This window comes from Nostoc sp. UHCC 0252 (assembly GCF_034931145.1).
In the GTDB taxonomy this organism is placed as follows: Bacteria; Cyanobacteriota; Cyanobacteriia; order Cyanobacteriales; family Nostocaceae; genus Nostoc.
In genome coordinates, this window is record NZ_JAYGHE010000005.1 from 5352 (window position 1) to 22101 (window position 16750).

The 16750-nt window shown below is 44.3% G+C and carries 17 protein-coding genes; 13 read left to right on the top strand and 4 right to left on the bottom strand.

What is annotated here, in order from left to right; all coding sequences use genetic code 11:
- The 3 genes from VB732_RS04515 to VB732_RS04525 all read left to right on the top strand — a co-directional run.
- Nucleotides 1-1765 (top strand): CHAT domain-containing tetratricopeptide repeat protein (locus VB732_RS04515; protein WP_323229651.1); only part of this gene is annotated, 1765 nt, incomplete at its 5' end.
- A gap of 20 nt (nt 1766-1785) precedes the next feature.
- Complete coding sequence (locus VB732_RS04520) at nt 1786-2154, top strand: hypothetical protein (RefSeq protein ID WP_323229652.1); 369 nt, start codon at nt 1786-1788, stop codon at nt 2152-2154.
- 20 nt (nt 2155-2174) lie between these two features.
- Nucleotides 2175-3056 (top strand): hypothetical protein, encoded by an 882-nt coding sequence (locus VB732_RS04525; RefSeq protein ID WP_323229653.1) that lies wholly within the window; start codon nt 2175-2177, stop codon nt 3054-3056.
- A gap of 61 nt (nt 3057-3117) precedes the next feature.
- Here the strand turns inward: VB732_RS04525 and VB732_RS04530 are convergent, their stop codons facing one another.
- Nucleotides 3118-3432 (bottom strand): hypothetical protein, encoded by a 315-nt coding sequence (locus VB732_RS04530; protein ID WP_323229654.1) that lies wholly within the window; start codon nt 3430-3432, stop codon nt 3118-3120.
- 94 nt (nt 3433-3526) lie between these two features.
- Here VB732_RS04530 and VB732_RS04535 point away from each other — a divergent pair, with 94 nt between their 5' ends.
- Both VB732_RS04535 and VB732_RS04540 read left to right on the top strand, forming a co-directional pair.
- Nucleotides 3527-3790, top strand: coding sequence for a hypothetical protein (locus VB732_RS04535; RefSeq protein ID WP_323229655.1), 264 nt, complete (start codon nt 3527-3529; stop codon nt 3788-3790).
- A 2-nt stretch (nt 3791-3792) separates the two neighbouring features.
- Entirely contained in the window at nt 3793-4371 is a 579-nt protein-coding gene (locus tag VB732_RS04540; RefSeq protein WP_323229656.1) for a siphovirus Gp157 family protein, read from the top strand.
- A 314-nt stretch (nt 4372-4685) separates the two neighbouring features.
- Here the strand turns inward: VB732_RS04540 and VB732_RS04545 are convergent, their stop codons facing one another.
- On the bottom strand, nt 4686-5249 hold the full coding sequence (locus VB732_RS04545; protein WP_323229657.1) for a Uma2 family endonuclease: 564 nt from the start codon (nt 5247-5249) through the stop codon (nt 4686-4688).
- A gap of 123 nt (nt 5250-5372) precedes the next feature.
- Between VB732_RS04545 and VB732_RS04550 the strand changes: the two genes are divergently transcribed.
- The 6 genes from VB732_RS04550 (at nt 5373) to VB732_RS04575 (ending at nt 9737) form a co-directional block, all read left to right on the top strand.
- Nucleotides 5373-6017, top strand: coding sequence for a hypothetical protein (locus tag VB732_RS04550; protein WP_323229658.1), 645 nt, complete (start codon nt 5373-5375; stop codon nt 6015-6017).
- A gap of 5 nt (nt 6018-6022) precedes the next feature.
- Nucleotides 6023-6460, top strand: coding sequence for a hypothetical protein (locus VB732_RS04555; RefSeq protein WP_323229659.1), 438 nt, complete (start codon nt 6023-6025; stop codon nt 6458-6460).
- Nucleotides 6461-6606: 146 nt separating this feature from the next.
- Nucleotides 6607-7431 carry a hypothetical protein gene (locus VB732_RS04560; protein WP_323229660.1) on the top strand — a complete coding sequence of 275 codons (825 nt, stop codon included), beginning with the start codon at nt 6607-6609 and terminating at the stop codon, nt 7429-7431.
- On the top strand, nt 7404-8162 hold the full coding sequence (locus tag VB732_RS04565; RefSeq protein ID WP_323229661.1) for a hypothetical protein: 759 nt from the start codon (nt 7404-7406) through the stop codon (nt 8160-8162). The genes VB732_RS04560 and VB732_RS04565 overlap by 28 nt, the downstream gene beginning before the upstream one ends.
- A complete protein-coding gene (locus VB732_RS04570) occupies nt 8146-8838 on the top strand; it encodes a hypothetical protein (RefSeq protein ID WP_323229662.1) in 693 nt (230 codons plus the stop codon). Before VB732_RS04565 ends, VB732_RS04570 begins: the two co-directional genes overlap by 17 nt.
- Nucleotides 8829-9737 carry a ThiF family adenylyltransferase gene (locus VB732_RS04575; protein WP_323229663.1) on the top strand — a complete coding sequence of 303 codons (909 nt, stop codon included), beginning with the start codon at nt 8829-8831 and terminating at the stop codon, nt 9735-9737. Before VB732_RS04570 ends, VB732_RS04575 begins: the two co-directional genes overlap by 10 nt.
- Before the next feature lie 162 nt (nt 9738-9899).
- Here VB732_RS04575 and VB732_RS04580 read toward each other — a convergent pair whose 3' ends face one another.
- A complete protein-coding gene (locus tag VB732_RS04580; RefSeq protein WP_323229830.1) occupies nt 9900-10619 on the bottom strand; it encodes a response regulator transcription factor in 720 nt (239 codons plus the stop codon).
- Nucleotides 10620-11443: 824 nt separating this feature from the next.
- Between VB732_RS04580 and VB732_RS04585 the strand changes: the two genes are divergently transcribed.
- A complete protein-coding gene (locus VB732_RS04585; protein ID WP_323229664.1) occupies nt 11444-12586 on the top strand; it encodes a hybrid sensor histidine kinase/response regulator in 1143 nt (380 codons plus the stop codon).
- Between the two features lie 127 nt (nt 12587-12713).
- On the opposite strand, the gene VB732_RS04590 is transcribed toward VB732_RS04585, so the two are convergent.
- Nucleotides 12714-13040, bottom strand: coding sequence for a hypothetical protein (locus VB732_RS04590; protein WP_323229665.1), 327 nt, complete (start codon nt 13038-13040; stop codon nt 12714-12716).
- A gap of 252 nt (nt 13041-13292) precedes the next feature.
- Between VB732_RS04590 and VB732_RS04595 the strand changes: the two genes are divergently transcribed.
- Nucleotides 13293-16664 carry a hypothetical protein gene (locus VB732_RS04595; protein WP_323229666.1) on the top strand — a complete coding sequence of 1124 codons (3372 nt, stop codon included), beginning with the start codon at nt 13293-13295 and terminating at the stop codon, nt 16662-16664.
- Nucleotides 16665-16750 lie beyond the last annotated feature (86 nt).

Consider the following 16750-nt stretch of genomic DNA (forward strand, 5'->3'; position numbering starts at 1 on the left):
AGAAGATTGGGCAGGGACGCAAAATAACCTGGCAACTGCCTACAAAGATCGTATTCGTGGAGAACGGGCCGAGAACATTGAGCAGGCAATTGCGGCCTTTCAACTTGCCTTGCAAGTCTATACCCGCGAGGCGTTCCCGAAAAACTGTCGTCTAACATCCCGTGGTCTTGGCAATCTTCACTTTGAACAACAGAACTGGAATGCTGCCAAGACAGCCTACGATGATGCCCTAGCTGCTGCGGAAATCCTCTATCAATCTTGCATTTTGCTGGATGGGAAAGCGGCGGAGTTGGCGGAAACAGCTGACCTGCCGCGCCGATTGGCCTATGTCCTGGCTCGGACGGGCAACTTGACCCAAGCCGTAGAAACCCTAGAACAAGGCCGTGCCCGTGGCCTGAGCGAAAGCCTCAACCGGGATCGCGCCAACCTCACCCAACTGCAACTACAAAACCCCGAGCTTTACACCCAATACCAAGACCTCACCCAGCAACTTCGCACCCTGGAGAACCAGCAGCGCGATCGCGCCGTTTCCAGAGATCGCCACGAAGTCACCCCGGAAGACACCAGAGAAACTGCGATCACCCTCCGCCGCCAACTCACCAAAATCATCAAGCAAATCCGCCAAGTTCCCGGTTACGAAACCTTCCTGACCCTACCGACCTTTGCTGAAATTCGTCAGGCTGTTAAGGGCGATCGGCCCTTGGTTTACCTGGTCTACACTGCTGTGGGCAGCCTTGCGCTGCTCGTCATGCCCGACAACATCGATGCAATTTGGCTCAATGACTTTACTGACACCGAATTAGTTGATCTGCTGGCTCGCACCTGGTTTACTGCCTATGGTCAATCCCAGCGTGATCGCCAAGGTTGGTACGATGCGATCGACACCGTTACCCATCAACTCTGGGAGCTGCTGATGGCACCTCTGATTTCTCATCTTCAAACCCAGAAAGTCGATCAAGCGGTTCTCATACCAACTGGATACCTCAGCCTCCTACCTCTCCACGCCGCCTGGACAGAGGATGATAAGAAACCAACCGGTCGCCGCTACGCCCTCGACGACATCCACTTCGTCTACAGCCCCAATGCCAAATCCCTCAGGGTGGTGCAAGGGATTGCCGAGCAGGTAACAGCGGAGTCGATGCTGGCGATCGACAATCCCCACAATGATCTCCCCAACTCAGCACGGGAAGTGCAAAGCGTGATCGCAAGTTTCCCCCAACATAGGGTGCTCAGGCACAGTGAAGCCACGATTGCAACTGTCAAGCAGGCATTGCCTGAAGCGGCGATCGCCCACTTCTCCTGTCACGGCACCGCCAACCTCACCGACCCCCTCAACAGTGGACTGCTTATGAGCGATGGACTCCTCACCCTCAAAGACATCTTCGCCTTGAACCTGACCGAGGGCGATCGGGGTATCCGCCTCGCCATTCTCTCCGCTTGCGAAACTGGCATGATTGGCATCAAAAACGCCGACGAAGCCATCAGCCTACCCACGGGGCTGCTGCAAGCAGGCGTTGCAGGTGTAATCGCTTCCCTCTGGTCTGTCTCTGACCTTAGCACCATGCTCCTGCTCACCAAATTCTACGACCTCTGGCGAACTGACAATCAAGAACCCTCAGAAGCCCTGCGCCAAGCCCAAATTTGGCTACGAGATAGCACCGCTGGAGAGATCGCTAACTACGGGGGATTATTTGACCCAAACCCAGACGATCGCCGCTATGCCCACCCCTTCTACTGGGCAGCCTTTAATTACACTGGAATCTAGACCTCAGCTAAATCAATTCTATGTACACCCCTCAACAAATCCTCGACGCTGCCGAAATCATTTCCCCCATCCTGCCGCAACTGCTGGATCAAGCCGATGTTGTCAATGTCCAAGCGCAACTAGAATTGTCCATATTGGGCAAAGACATCGCTCAAATTTGGAAGATACTTGACCAATATCCTCAAACCCAACGGTGGCGCGACAAATATTTCGACCCTACCCTGATTCGTGTTCGTTCTAATTCCAATCTGGCGGGTGATATGGTTGCAAAACCCAGTGGACTGATCTACGCCTGCCCTCATTGTGATTACCGTGATATCATCTTCCGAATTGGTATGGATCTTATTCCTTGCCTCAAACATCCCGATGCCACCCTACAACGCCTTTAGACTAGGAGCGCCTTTCCCCCATGCCCCCCAAATTCCTAGAAGGCATCAACGGTAAGCTCGCCGAACAATGGATTGCCACCCTCCTCACCCCAGCTTTCGTCTTTTGGCTAGCGGGGCTACTGGCATACTGCGATCGCTACGGCATTACTACCCTAGAAACCTGGCTCAAACAATATAGTGAACCCATTCAGATCGGCATCCTCGCGATTGCCCTCTGCATTATTGCCGCTTCTGCCTTCATTGCCCAACGCTTCGACACTGAAGTCCTCCGTGCCCTCGAAGGCTACTGGTATCCGGGGTTACGTCGCCTGCTCATCCCTTGCACCCAATTCCAAAAATTTCGCCGTCGCCGCCTCATTACCATCCTCAAACTCATCAACCCTAAACTCGACAACCACACTGCCACCCCTTGGGAACGTGCCGAATTTGTCCGCTGCGATCGCCTTCTTCACCAGTTTCCCGAAAAAGACCACGACATCCTCCCTACTCGCCTCGGTAACATCCTCCGTGCTGCTGAACGCCGCCCCTATTACCGTTACGGCTTAGACGCGATTATCTGCTGGTCCCGACTTTGGTTAGTTTTACCAGAAGCTACTAAGAAAGACATTCAAGCGGCTCAAAGCGAGCTAAATAACAACGTGCGGCTCTTTTTATGGAGTATCTTGGGGCTGGGCTGGGGGATTTGGTCTTGGAAAATCATTCCAATTGCTCTCCTCAGTCTCTTCTTCGCTTACAACTGGGCGATTGCTGCCGCCACCACCTACGGCGACCTGATTGAAGCTAGCTTCGACCTCCACCGCCAACTCCTCTATCAAGCCCTGGGTTGGAAGAAACCTGATGACCCCAACGAAGAACGTCGAGTGGGGCAGCAACTTACCGACTACCTATGGCGCGGATTTTGAAGGGGCGATCGCGTCCACGCCCTCTTGAGACAAATGCGTTAAGGCAATCTGTCATATTCTGCTATCTACTTGGATCAGAGTCGAAACACCCTTTGCTGCCACTGCCATTGAAGGGCTGGAGAAGAAGCCAACCGCCCGATCGTAGGTGAGCGATCGCTCTAAACAAGGAATGTAGAAATCCTCCAGCCATTTGTGGCAATCGCTGCGGTATTGATTGCGTAACAATAATTTTAGCGATCGCTGGTACATTCCATCCTTGGGTATTTAATCGAATTATGTGAGCGCGATCTCGTGTCCGTTGAGGAACTGTTGTCGCTGACCGCAACTCCAAGATTAATGGAGATACCCATGAAAGAATTAATGAAACAGCCTTCATCTTGGCTACCAAATGGAATAAAACAGCTTTATAGGCTTCATGTCGCCCCTTCAGTTTTTTCGGGTATTTGTATGAGGGTTTGGAATCGTAGTCATTGACAGATAAACTTGCTGCGGTTGCTCTCCAGACGCGCTATCGCGCCACGGTTTCTGGCGTTAAGCAAGCAACATTCATGCAAATGCTGACAATAACTTTAACTTCGCCTGACTCAACTACTGCTGCTAATCAAAATCTTCAACCTCCACAAAAGGTCACTTTAAACTTATCTTTCAATACTAATTTAGATTCAGGCACTATAGCTATCTTAGAACAGATTGAAGCTGAATATGAATACTATCAAGTTTGTGAGGAGTGGTAATCATGAATTTAACACTCGCTCAACAATCCTTAGCAGGACTTTCCCAAACTGCTGCTCATCTCTGGGAACAGCTAACTAATTGCCAGACTCCTGAAGAGGAAGCTGCTATCATCACCGCTATTTGGGAAACTCAGGAAGTTCAAGAAGAAGTTGTTGATATCCAAGCAGAATTAGCATTGCAACTGGATGCTGAAATAACGGCTATTAAGCAACGACTAGAACATCTAAAAGCTGTACATCAATCAGCACTATTAAGACTAGAACGCTGGCGACAAAAATTAGATGAAACTATTTTAGAACAAACCGCCGCAGGAATTCTACCTGAGCAAATGATTGGTAATTCACTTCGCATTACAATTCAAGAAAATCCGCCAAGTTGTGAGGTGCTGATAGATGCAGAACAATTGTCTCCAAAATACCGCAGAGAAAAGACTGTTTACTCAGCAGACAAGAAAGCTATTATTGCTGCTTGGAAGAAAGGTATTCCTGTAGATGGCACTCACATCCAGCGTAAGCGCCGAGTTATCTATGCTTTGACAGCAACAGCAATTCATGACTTCAAAGACTCGCTTTTAACTTAACAATAGCTTTAACTAATTTATCAGCCAACAGCAGAAATTTTACTGTTTTGTTGGCTACTACTTATACGTCAACCAAAAAGTTTTTATAAGTCAAGACAAGCGGACATTTCAGGTAAATACAGAGAGGGAGCAAAACAACCTATTAGTTAGCATTTAAGGCAATACCCCTAGCTCAAAAGCAAGCGATGTTTGGCGACAAGCCTTATAAGCATCTACGCTCTTAAACCAATGGTGAATACTCCTGATTCACGATGGCTGAAACTCCTGTTTTTACTTTATCAAAAATTTGTGGAGAATTTGTTTTAGCTGTTTCTCTAACTGCTCATTTTTAGCCAACCAAACACCTGAGTAACAGTTAACTCCAAGTCTATCCCGGCTAACACTGGCAAACGCTCATCACCCTGCAAAAGTTCTGGTTGTTGATTTGGACGGAAGACCAGAATAGAACGATCTTCTGGGTCTATTAACCAACCTAATTGGCAACCATGATCTAAGCAATAGAGAATATTGCCTGTGACTCGATTTGAACTTTGTTCGGGAGAAAGAATTTCAATTGTCCAGTCTGGAGGAAGCAGAAAATCGTTGGGTGCTTCCCCATCAGCAGCAAAGGGAATACGCGACCAGTTGAAAACCACTACATCAGGTACTATTGAACGGATACCAAAACTACAGCGCAGTTCTGGAAAGGCATAAGCAATATGCACGCTTTCGGCAACATCATTAATACTGTTGCATAGCCTTAACTGTAATCGGCTATGCTTCCCTTTTGGCATTGGCTTCTGAATAATCTCACCATTAATGTAAACGCTTGCAGGTTTTGTTTCTGGTAGCTTGAGAAACTCCTCCAGAGTCAGGGATTGGGTAATTACCGTAGACATGGCTCCCGAAGAAAAGCAAAGGGGATATCTTTTAGTCTAGCAGTACCGTAGTCTCAAAAACAGTTTCTACTTCTGGCTACCGCCACAACCGCTTGCACACCAGTTAACAAGGCCAAAAAAGCTATGACCGCAAAATGGCTAACACCAGAACAGGCCATTGTCAAAGCCAATCTCACTCTTACATCTGAAACTTTAAAATCTTACATTTCAGAACAACAGGGAAAAACCACTGCTGAAGAACAATTCCAAGCTTTAGGATTGCTATTTGATAGGGAACGCTTGCGTGCAGGCAAACCTAACTTTTTGCAACTTTTAGAACCAGTAAGCGATGAAAATAGCTACGGCGAAGATGAAATCGACTCTCATGAGTTAGACGACGATGACATAGAAACATCTGCTACCAACAAGGTAAATCAACTAGAACCATTTATTTTTGAGCAATGCAAAGTTCAAATCGTCATCACTTTACTACCTACACAACAAACAGGAGATAGACCTGTAATGATTGCTGCTAGCAGTCACGGTGATTTCCCTGTAGTTACCATGCTCAAACAAGAAGAACTCGGTGATTTACCACCTGCAATTGTTCAACTATTGGACGAACTGAAAGCCGATTTTCCTAATCGCCAAATTCGCCGGAATATAGCCCAGACTAAAGCTGTCAAAACCAATAAACCGCCCACTGCCCAGACTCCAATTCGCACTGAAACTGCTAGCTCAGATACTACTAAACCAGCCAGTAATACTACGCAAATTTCACTGTTTTAAATGCCATGACTACTACAAATAGTAACAAATTACTTGTTATCTACGAAGGTCAACAACACTGGATTCCAGAAGCGATCGCCATTAATGACCAATTACTACGGGATGCCTTTACTCCTCTTTGTGCTGAACTAGCAAACGCAGACATTGAGCGTAAACCAGGAGAACCCATTCACATCATCAAGAAGCCCGGTAAAAAAGGTACTTCTTCTCTAGATTCCCTGATAGTGGCTCCTGAAGAAATCAACCCCGCAGTCCAAATGTGCCACCAAATGCGTCAACGTCAGATCATCACTGGAATTGACTGGGAAAATGCAGCACAGCTATCAGTCCAGATTGAAGAGGCGATCGCAGCTGGAACGGAATTTTCTGAGTCACTCAACCAAACCCTAAAATCCCTAATAGCCTGCACTCCCACCTCTAGCGTTATCCCTGAAGGTTTTTGAGTGCTGATAAAAGGAGTTGGAAATTGACTTGAGGGGTAAATTATTGTCCAAATTACAGCAGTTTGCATTTCGGCTGAAGTAGACCCTATACCCTACCTGCATCTCTTCTTTAATTCCAACCCCCATAATAGCGAGTTTTACAAAGTATGTCTCACCTCGTACCCCTCAGTATGGCAGAGGCAATCTATAGTCTTTATCAGTGCCAATTTACCTTAGATGCCACAGAATCACTCGATTATCTGGAAACCCAACTCAACATTTACTCCTTACTAGCACTGTATCAGCACTACTTTCCTACCGAATGGAAAGCCAGCCAAGCGACTATTTACCCACCTACAGATGTAGATTGCCATAGTCCCAGAGAACTGGAATTCATTGTACTGATTTACACTCATCTGTTTCCGTTATCTCACTGGACTGTAGAAACAGCCTACGAACAAAGATTGCACAGCATTCCTATTACCCCAATGGGTATTGACTGGACAATGGATGGAGAAATTGAACATCTCAAAGATGGTTGGCAACTACTTTTACCCTTTAGCCATGACAGTCGCCGTTGGCTTGATGACATACACCCAGAAGGTAGCGATTGGTTTGATAGTGAATTTGCAATTTACGAAATTACGTACAGTGACATCGACCACCCAGACAAAATTGACCACAAAAAACTGAAACGGCAGTGTCATCACTTAGATAATCCTTTAAAGTTTCTGCCTTTAACTTTAAAGCTGCTAGACCATGAAACTAAAAACCTTTGGTTGGACGAGTACGCAGACGATTATTACTACCAACCTGACTGCACCTCTTTTCCTTGGTCAAAAGCATCTATTGATTTGCTCACTAGAAAATGGCAGCAAGCAAACCGAATGCTGAACTGTGCAGCCAACTTAATTGATTGGCTAGAAGCAGACTTAAAACCTCATGCTCAAATCCTACTAAAACTATGGAAACAAGCATTGAAACCACGTTAATCGACGTTACATCCACACCAATTCTATCCAGCGAAATTCTACGAGCAATTTTGGCAGACCCTCCCCGAAAATCTCCAGTAATTCAAGCAGAATTGCTGTTTTTGGATGGCATTTACATCTTCCATCACCGAGACAAAGAAATTGCCGATGCTCATATTTACAAATGTATCTCACCCGCAGCCCTGAGAATTGCTTTCAGCAATGAACCAATTGATACTGGTTGGATGGAACCAGGAATTGTGCGCTGGGGTACGGGCAGTACAGACACATATTTGGTAAAATTCATAGCACCAAGCACTTATACGATTAACTGCGATGAACTTGGCTCTTTAAGCGTTCCGCTACCTGCAATGGTGTTTGTGGGCAAGGGATTAAAATATTGGGTTTGGGCAATTCAAGAACAGGAGTTTACTCCTCAAGCACCAGCTTTTCATGTGCCACTACCCAATGTCTACAGTTCTGGACAGGTGTGTTGGGGAGTGAACGAACCACCTGCTGCTAATGGTCTATCAATTAACCATGCTTGGAATTTGTTTATTTCCAGTATTTTCACCAACCATTTAACAATAAGTAAATCACAAAAATACCGCAAGGATGTTCGCCAGCAACTTCTAAAACTGCACAAAAGATGCAGACGTTCAACCTATCCTGTATCTGACCTTGTGCCTATCGGCAATCAGAAAAGTGTCGCTATGCTTGTGCAGGAAATCCTCGATGAACCCATTGCTTGAAGGTATTATTGGTTACAAAATTGTCACAAATTCATCTCTGCCAACACACACCAGCAGTGGACTAGAGTACCTTTATGCCGGAAATGGCATCTTTGCTAGAGCCATTCGTCCTGGCATAGAGGTATTAATGCCTATTTGCTTGTGTTCCCAAACTATCAAAGGGCTACCTCACCTAACACCTTATCTCAAAGTCACTCCCTTAATTCCCAAACCGCTACTACTGGAAATGTGGCGGTCGAGTTATCAAGCTGGCAATCAATTTCATGAAATTCTCTTTCACCTCCACTCTACTGATGCAGGCTGGGATTTACAAGTCCCAGAACAAATTCAAACTCCAACTAGCTGCCAGCCAACTCATTCTGGGAGTGACTCTTCCCACCAGAAAGCGGCTGTAGACATCCATTCCCACGGTTCCTTACCTGCCTTTTTCTCTACCACTGATAATGCTGACGAATCTGGCTTTCGCATCTATGGAGTACTAGGTAGAGTTAATACCCTGAAACCAGAGATTAAAATCCGGGTTGGACTGTTTCGCCACTGTTGGGATGTACCTGCTAGAGCAGTGTTTGACATCGACCGAGACTTTTTTATGGTTGATGTCTCACTTTCATCTGGCTGCAAATTTTACAGTACCGATGTACCGCCTGTAAATGTGATGGAGAAGCTATGGAGGTGAATTTCAATTTAGCAAATGCTTGTCCCCTCACCAATACCTGTATCAACTTAACCAACCGTACTATGGAGCTAAATCTTGATTTGGCAAATGCTTCTCCTGTCGTGACTGTCAACTACTCGAAGATAGAACTGTGGCTAGTTGGGTGCGGTGGTACTGGTTCTTGGTTGGCTCCTTCTTTGGTTCGGTTAGGTAGAGTTCTTTCTCAGCAAGGTAAACAGGTGAAACTCTACTTTGTTGACCCGGATCGTGTTGAGTCAGCTAACGTTTTACGCCAGTGCTTCTGTGATGCAGAAATCGGACTCAACAAAGCCAAAACTCTGGCACTGCGCTACTCCCTGGCTTGGAAGATGGAAGTTACAGCGATCGCTCAACCTTTCCAACCCAAATGGATTGTCCCCAGTTACAATACCCTGATTGTTGTCACTGCTTGTGTAGATAATGCCAAAGCCAGAGAGTCAATTACCCAAGTACTTCAGCACAACACTCATCGCCCCGCGCCTCACATTTGGCATTTGGATTGCGGTAACTCCAAGCGTAGTGGTCAGGTAATATTAGGTTCCCATCTGTCTACTAACCCCAATGACTATCATTTTGAGGCTTTGGGCTGCTTTCGCTTACCTGCGCCAACTATACAGCAACCCGATCTACTGGTTTCACAACCAGAAGAGTTGGCAGACAACAACTTGTCCTGTGAACAAATGGCCTTGCTCAATAGCCAGTCCTTGAGCATTAACCAGCGAGTTGCTGCGGAAGCTTTTGATTACTTGTTGCAATTGACGACGGGGAAACTACGACGATTTGCTACTTATTTCGACTTAGAGAGTGGTAGCGGAAAATCCCTGTATACAACGCAAGTCAGTATTATGCAGGCGATTCTCCTCGGTCAATCCTGCGCGTAGGCGTAGCCCGCATTTCTCTACGAGACGCTCTTGCTAGCTTGCTTCCACGTTCGCGTAGCGTCCCGTAGGGAAGTGGTACGACAAAGCTCATTGACCGTCGTAGACATCGCTCCCCTCTCAAGTTAATAACCAAGCACTGTACAGTTGCTTCTGTACGGTGCTTCAATTGAGCAAACCAGCCCGCAACGCTAATACAGCTGCTTGGGTGCGATCGCTTGCACAAAGCTTGTTCAAAACCCCACGCACATATACTTTTACACTTCCCAAGCTGAGATAGAGTTTCTGGGCAATCTCGTTATTGCTATAGCCTTGGACAATTAACTCCAAGACTTCCAGTTCCCGATTTGTTAATGGATCTGCTTGCAGAATGCTTGCTTGCTCTGGATCAATTGCAGAGATCGTCACCGTCTGAGTAGCATTCGGTTTTACCGTCGCTGCTGCTCCTTGACGAGTATGCTTGAGAACAATGCGAGCGATCGCTGGATCAATCCAAGACTGACCTTCATGGGTGATATGCAGCGCTTCCAGCAACAACTCGAACTTAATTGTCTTCACACAGTAAGAGTCTGCCCCAGCTGCAAACGCTGCCAGTACCATCTGCTCTTTGGCAAACGAAGTAAGCATTATTACTTTAGTCTGTGCAGCAGTTTCCGACACTAGAGATTCCCGAAACTGCTGCACCAGCCATATTCCGTCTCTATCCGGCAAGCCAATATCAACGATCACTATGTCTGGTTTTGTACTTTGGAGCAGTTTCAACCCATTGGAGGCTGTAGCTTCATCACCCACGACTTGAATACCTTCTTGCTCATTGAGAGAACTACGCATTCCAATCCGCGTTAAGCTATGGTCTTCAATAATTGCTACTCGAATATCTCCCATCATTTACCTCAGCAGCTTGGTAACTATACTTTCTTAACTGTCGAATATGGTTTCAAGGAAAGGATTACTCCATTGGACGAAAAATTTTAGCTATTTAGCCAAAATGTGGCTATTGAGATGCAAAGCGGCATTTCAATGTTATTAAACCTCATCCAGATTGAAACCAGTAGTTTTTACAGTATTGGTTGAAAAGTTCATATATCAAAGGCTACATATCTCAACTGGCTGTTGAAAAAGCTCCAGTGTTCAAAATGGACATCGTTTAATCTGAAAATTCTCTGAAAAAATCTTCCTAAAGTATAAAAAAATATAAAAGCACTGAAGTTAAACTGAAACCAATACAGTTTATTCTGACTTGTGTCCACATCACACTTAGAGGAGGATGTAGCTTATTTCTAAGCGAGAACCTTGGCTCTTACACATAACATAGCCAGATTAACAATTCGTAATTACGTTATGGATCAATACGGTTCAGTTAGGGCTAAAACTCTTTGTCAAAGTCAATTTTTTTAACGAACCGCCAAGAACGCCAAGGACGCAGAGAGAGGAAAGAAGAGCTTAATTGAACCGTATTGCGTTATGGATGGAAATTTAGACCCCAACCATAAGGTTGTGACCTGTAAAGATGGGAGACTATAACCAGTTTCTTAATTACAAATTACGAATTATGTTGACCAATGCCTTGAGTTTCAGAAAATTCTGATGAATGTTCATCGCCGTGTAGTGGTCAGCATGGCGGTTGAAATTACACTTTTCCCAACGAAATTTAGCTTGACTACTCTATTTCTCTACTCGGAAGGGATTAGGTTTATTAAAGGCGTTTTATGAAGAACACTTTATCTTGGAATATAACTTCAGAACAAAGAAACCAAAGAATTCTGCTGGTGGATGACTCAGCTGACAGCCTCCGCTTGCTGCAAGTCACTTTAAAGCTGAAGGGATACAACGTGATCATAGCCGACAGTGGTGCTGAAGCATTGCTAAAAATTGCTGAATCTCCTCCCGATTTGGTACTGCTAGATGTGGTGATGCCGGATATGGATGGCTACGAAGTTACCCGCCAAATTAAGCACAATTCAAACTTACCTTTTATCCCAATTTTGCTGGTGACAGGTTCTGAAAAATCAAGTGTCGTCAAAGGTTTAGATGCAGGTGCAGATGAATTTATTCGCAAGCCGGTAGATAAGAAGGAATTACTGGCCAGGGTGCGGGCTTTGTTGAGACTGAAACACAGTATGGATGAACAACTATTCCTTAGTCAGCGACGGGAAGATTTTGTGACCCGTCTCACTCACGACCTGCGAACTCCGTTGATAGCTGCTGACCAATTCCTAAAGTTGCTACAAAGAGGTGTTTTTGGTAATACCTTATCAGCAATGCGTGAATCTTTAGAACAAATGGCTCAGAGTAACCAAACTTTGTTGTCAATGGTCGATACCTTGTTAGAAGTTTACCAGTATGAAGCTGGAGGCAAAACTTTGGATTTCTTTGTAGTTGACCTGTGGGAATTATGTCAGCAAGTAGTGCAAGAACTAATGCCTTTGGCCGATGTTAAACATTTAACTCTCAAAGCTGTCTTGACAAAGGGTACTGAAGCTTCTTTAGTTAGAGTTAAAGGCGATCGCCTGGAACTACGCCGACTACTCACTAACTTAGTTGGTAACGCCATTCGCTTCAGTGATGCTGGGTCAATAGAAGTTCGCCTCAATTCTACTGTTCAAGGGGTAACGATTGAAGTAGAGGATACAGGTATTGGCATGAATCCAGAAGAACAATTACTCTTATTTGATCGCTTTCGACAGGGCAAGCATCAACGTCGGGGGAACGGTTTAGGATTGTATTTGTCCCGTCAAATTGTTGAAGCCCATCAGGGAAATATTTCTGTTTCATCGACTGTTGGGAAAGGCAGTATCTTCACAGTTTATTTACCTGTGGAAACAGCGTATTCAAAAATGTTATCAGCATAAAAAATTTGGTAAATCGAGCTTAAGGATTTGCACCGAAATAACCTACCTACTTTATCAAAAAACTGATAATCAAGGTTTTCAGTTATTCAAAAAGGTAACTTATTAATGCGTGCCTCTTAAGGTAGTTTTACCAAGATTCATCTGGTTCAGGTGGACGCCAACCACGATTAGTTGAACTTTCATAACCTAGTCTATCAATTGCTCCAGGATTGCTATTGAGGAATTCATCTAAATCTTCATATCCACTTGGATAATAAGAACCTGATGTAGGTTTGATAGGATTTTCCTTAATTATTATGCTTTCACCAGGTTTGAGATGAGCATATTCGGGGTAATGATCATCTTGCGATATATCATCAGAAGGAGTGATCAACTCATCTCCTGGTGAATCTGGGTCATCGTCATAAAGCATTACTAATAAACCGTCTTCTAGCCGTTGAATTCTTTTATTCATAAAATCTAGTGGTAGCTTGAAAATTGTGTAGCTTAAGTAACACAGTAGAAAAATGATAATACGATTAAAAGTGCTGTTCAGCTATTTAACTTTCTTGGAAGTCTGCTAGCAGAGCTAACACCCTATAAAATACCGTCTGCCATGAAATCAGTAAATTATCCACTTGGATGATTTTATCGAGTGTAATTTCGTGCCAAGGTGAATATTGGAGTCTTATGCTTGCTAAATAAGCTATCTAATAGATGATTGGTAATGGATTTAACCACTAGAGTCTTAGAAGGTTCTGGTTTGAGCATACCTATCTTTAATGGGTCGTATAACAATGGTAAGGGGAGATATTTATCTGAACCAGAAATTATTAAAAATTCTCTGCTCGAACAGATGTTTGAAGCAGAAGATTTACAATCTCTATTACTGGTTAAAATTGACAGTAAAAATCCAGATGCCAACCATTTAAGACAAAGAACCTTTAGTGATGGAATCCGACGCAAGTTAGCTTTCAGTTCTGGCAATAGTTATTACTTTGCTGATGGTTCACTGCATAAAAAAATTACACGCTTATTCGCTACAGAACCGGATACTGCCTGTCGCTATGGTTCTTTACTAGTTAGCAATTGCTACAAAGGCTCAGAAACTTTTACAGGGCTGCGAGTTAAAATTGTAGACTTTGAAGACCCACAGTATGCTCATTATAAAACAGGAGACTGTCACGGCAAGATTTCGCCCCAACTTGCCAAACAATTGGGAGGAGAAGGCAATTGTCCATTCCAATTTCGGTTTGCCTGGAGGAGTAATTGGGCTGAACCAGATAATTCTCAGTGCCCAAAAACCAGCTTCTTGTCCAAAGGTACTTTCCTACCCGATGCCAATTTGACTGATGCTAAAGGCTACGACATTATTATGGATCGTTCCTCAATTAAAGGCATTAAAAAGTCAGAACTCAAAAACTTAATCACCTGCGGTGACTATGAGTTTCCCCAAGCGGTAATCGGGAATAGAGGTAACGCCAAAGCTACCAGCTACGATAATAGTTGGCAGTTTACCATTTGGTACTCAGAAGAAGCAGTCAAACAAGATTTGAGCAAACCCACCCAAGAAAAAGCTAGAGAACTTGCCGAGTTGCAGCGTAATCCCTTGGTGTTGGCAAAATACATCATTCAACAATATGACAAACAACAGCGATCGCAGCAAGAGCAGCCAGAAGAAGCTTTTAACGAAATTGAGGGTAATGCTAACAATCAAGCACAGGAATCTCGCTGGATTTCCTTATTACGTAGCGATAAATATGGTCAATTGATTGAAACCCCTAAATTTCGTAAGTTTGCCACCGATTACATAGCCAATCAATGGCGTGACCTAGCGATTAAGGGAGGATACAACCATAATTCGGGTATGGCAATGCCATGCGATCGCCTAACTCGTGGCACAATCTGTGTACCCCATCTACCGGAAGGAGATGTCATTCTCACCCGTTATCCCATCGTCAACTCAGACAACATCCGCCTCTACCAAAATATCCACGATCCAGAATTAAAAAAAACTCGCAATGTAGTTTGGATTCACCCCAAGGATGCTGAGGAATACCACCAAGCCGATTTTGACGGCGACCAATTAATGGTCAGTTCTGCCAGTAAACTGCCTAATATTGCTCAAGAAACTCTCCGCGCAGGTGAACCGGGACGATTTGAGCCAGTTAAACAACGCTCTAAGCTAGCGTATACGGAAATCACAGACGAACAAGGCAACTTAAAATACAAAAATTTAGCAGAGATTGCTGCTGCCAGCAGTCAAAATAAAGTAGGGCTAGTAGCAACAAACATTGGGCGCGTACAGTCATCGATGCCCCAAGACGGTGAGAATGTGGAGCGATTTGACAGACGACAAAGGAAGCTACTAAACCGTCTATTTCAGGCACTTCAGGTTGAGGTAGATTCGCCCAAAAGTGCAGAAAGATTGGAAGATATCAAGGAAATAGGTGGAGAAAATTTACTCGCCGATGCCAAAAAATGGTCAGAGTCTCACCCCAGTTACTTCTTTGACTTTAAAAAAGATGAACGGCTTTATCGCTCTTTTGCCATGCCTGCGGATGCACCTGGCTCAATTAACGTTATTGCAAGAGTTGTAGTCAATCCTTTGTGGGAACCAACACGCATTCGTAGCAGAGATAGGCATGAGTTTCGCTACCTGTTTCCTAAAGAGACGCTATCTGTAGATGCCTTGGAATGGGCAGAAGAACTGAAAACAAGGTTTCAGCAAGCTAGAGACGAAATTAAGGAACGGGTGGGAGATGACAGGGAAGCCTTTAATGAGGAACTAGGGAAGCTCTACGAAAGCTATCGGGCGGAAATTGATGAATTATTCCCCACTTCAGAGGAACGATTTGTAAGTCGTGCGGACAAGCTCCGCCAATGCGTAGCGTCTCGCAGAGAAGGGGCGGCAGCACTGTGGCATACACAACACACTCGTCCAGAATTAGATCGGCATCGCAAAGACTGTTTAAAACTGGCAGAACAGATGGAAATTACGTTTTCGTTTCAGAACGATTATGAACTGCCAAGTGTTGCATTACCACAGGATATTTATGTTTTGAGTGTTCCTTTCGGTGCAGGTGCTATTAAATGGAAAGAATCTTTAGAACAAAAGGGAATTAAATTTGATGCCACAATTCATCCTCAATTACCTCTGATTGAATTTGCTTTGAAAGACTTATCCCCCAAAGTAGTTGATAAATTAGCAGCTAAATTTGGCGAAAACATTAACGATTTAGATGAACTTAATATTCCGAAGGATTTGAGAATTATTCCTCCAGCAGATCATAGTTGGGCAACATCACGTCAGGATTCAGGTGTTGGTGCTTTGGCATATAACTTGTTTACAGAGGAAGTATGTCAACAGCTTCAGGATTTTCAGTTTGATGAAATTAAAGTGTTGGGTATCAAATACAATCACTTCGCCAATGAAAACTTTGCTAGTAAGCAATGGAAAAAGCGCAGCGTTACTTTGGAAGTGGGAGTTTTTGAGTTACCCGAATCACACCCAGAGCATTATCGTTACAACGGTACACCAATATTACAGATCGATGGCAAGAATTTAGGCACTTTTGCTCCTGACAGTCCGAAACTACCAATTGGTGCTACATTTGCAGCTAATTTGCAGCCAGATGGCTCTAGTATTATCCTCAAGGTTAATCCTGAGTCAATCAATCTGCCAGAAGTTCCATTACTGGAATCAGAACCAAAGTTAGATACTGCTGGGCAATTCCGAGCTATTCACCGTGAACTCTGGCGTAAAGAAATGTTTGATAATTTAGTAGGGGCGATCGCTACTACCTACGAACAGCGACAAGCCAATCAATCTGCAAGTAATGAAATTGAGCAGTTTAAAATTGGTAGTCATTGGACTGCTTATGTGCAACCCAGTGGTGATTTTATTGTGCGAAATGAAGGTAAGCGAACAATTTGTCGAGGTAATCTACAGACGGGTGAAGAGATACTTCCACTTTCAGAAGAACGTGCCAGTGAGCTAGAAGCGATGATTTTAGAGAGAGAGCAGTTACTTCACATCAAACATGATTTATCACATAATGGACACCATATTAGCAGTCAAGATATAGAGTTGAACTAAAGTGGTAAAGGAGATTATTTAAATGCGTAAAATAGTATAGGCGCTTTTATAAATTTACGATTACCTTTGAAACCCCAATAAGACTT

Excerpts from the sequence above, each read along its gene's own strand:
- VB732_RS04540 (WP_323229656.1), top strand. The coding sequence starts at position 3,793 with ATGAATTTAACACTCGCTCAACAATCCTTAGCAGGACTTTCCCAAACT.
- VB732_RS04575 (WP_323229663.1), top strand. The coding sequence starts at position 8,829 with ATGGAGGTGAATTTCAATTTAGCAAATGCTTGTCCCCTCACCAATACC.
- VB732_RS04580 (WP_323229830.1), bottom strand. The coding sequence starts at position 10,619 with ATGGGAGATATTCGAGTAGCAATTATTGAAGACCATAGCTTAACGCGG.
- VB732_RS04525 (WP_323229653.1), top strand. The coding sequence starts at position 2,175 with ATGCCCCCCAAATTCCTAGAAGGCATCAACGGTAAGCTCGCCGAACAA.
- VB732_RS04570 (WP_323229662.1), top strand. The coding sequence starts at position 8,146 with ATGAACCCATTGCTTGAAGGTATTATTGGTTACAAAATTGTCACAAAT.
- VB732_RS04555 (WP_323229659.1), top strand. The coding sequence starts at position 6,023 with ATGACTACTACAAATAGTAACAAATTACTTGTTATCTACGAAGGTCAA.
- VB732_RS04520 (WP_323229652.1), top strand. The coding sequence starts at position 1,786 with ATGTACACCCCTCAACAAATCCTCGACGCTGCCGAAATCATTTCCCCC.
- VB732_RS04595 (WP_323229666.1), top strand. The coding sequence starts at position 13,293 with ATGGATTTAACCACTAGAGTCTTAGAAGGTTCTGGTTTGAGCATACCT.
- VB732_RS04550 (WP_323229658.1), top strand. The coding sequence starts at position 5,373 with ATGACCGCAAAATGGCTAACACCAGAACAGGCCATTGTCAAAGCCAAT.
- VB732_RS04585 (WP_323229664.1), top strand. The coding sequence starts at position 11,444 with ATGAAGAACACTTTATCTTGGAATATAACTTCAGAACAAAGAAACCAA.
- VB732_RS04545 (WP_323229657.1), bottom strand. The coding sequence starts at position 5,249 with ATGTCTACGGTAATTACCCAATCCCTGACTCTGGAGGAGTTTCTCAAG.
- VB732_RS04530 (WP_323229654.1), bottom strand. The coding sequence starts at position 3,432 with ATGAAGGCTGTTTCATTAATTCTTTCATGGGTATCTCCATTAATCTTG.
- VB732_RS04590 (WP_323229665.1), bottom strand. The coding sequence starts at position 13,040 with ATGAATAAAAGAATTCAACGGCTAGAAGACGGTTTATTAGTAATGCTT.
- VB732_RS04560 (WP_323229660.1), top strand. The coding sequence starts at position 6,607 with ATGTCTCACCTCGTACCCCTCAGTATGGCAGAGGCAATCTATAGTCTT.
- VB732_RS04565 (WP_323229661.1), top strand. The coding sequence starts at position 7,404 with ATGGAAACAAGCATTGAAACCACGTTAATCGACGTTACATCCACACCA.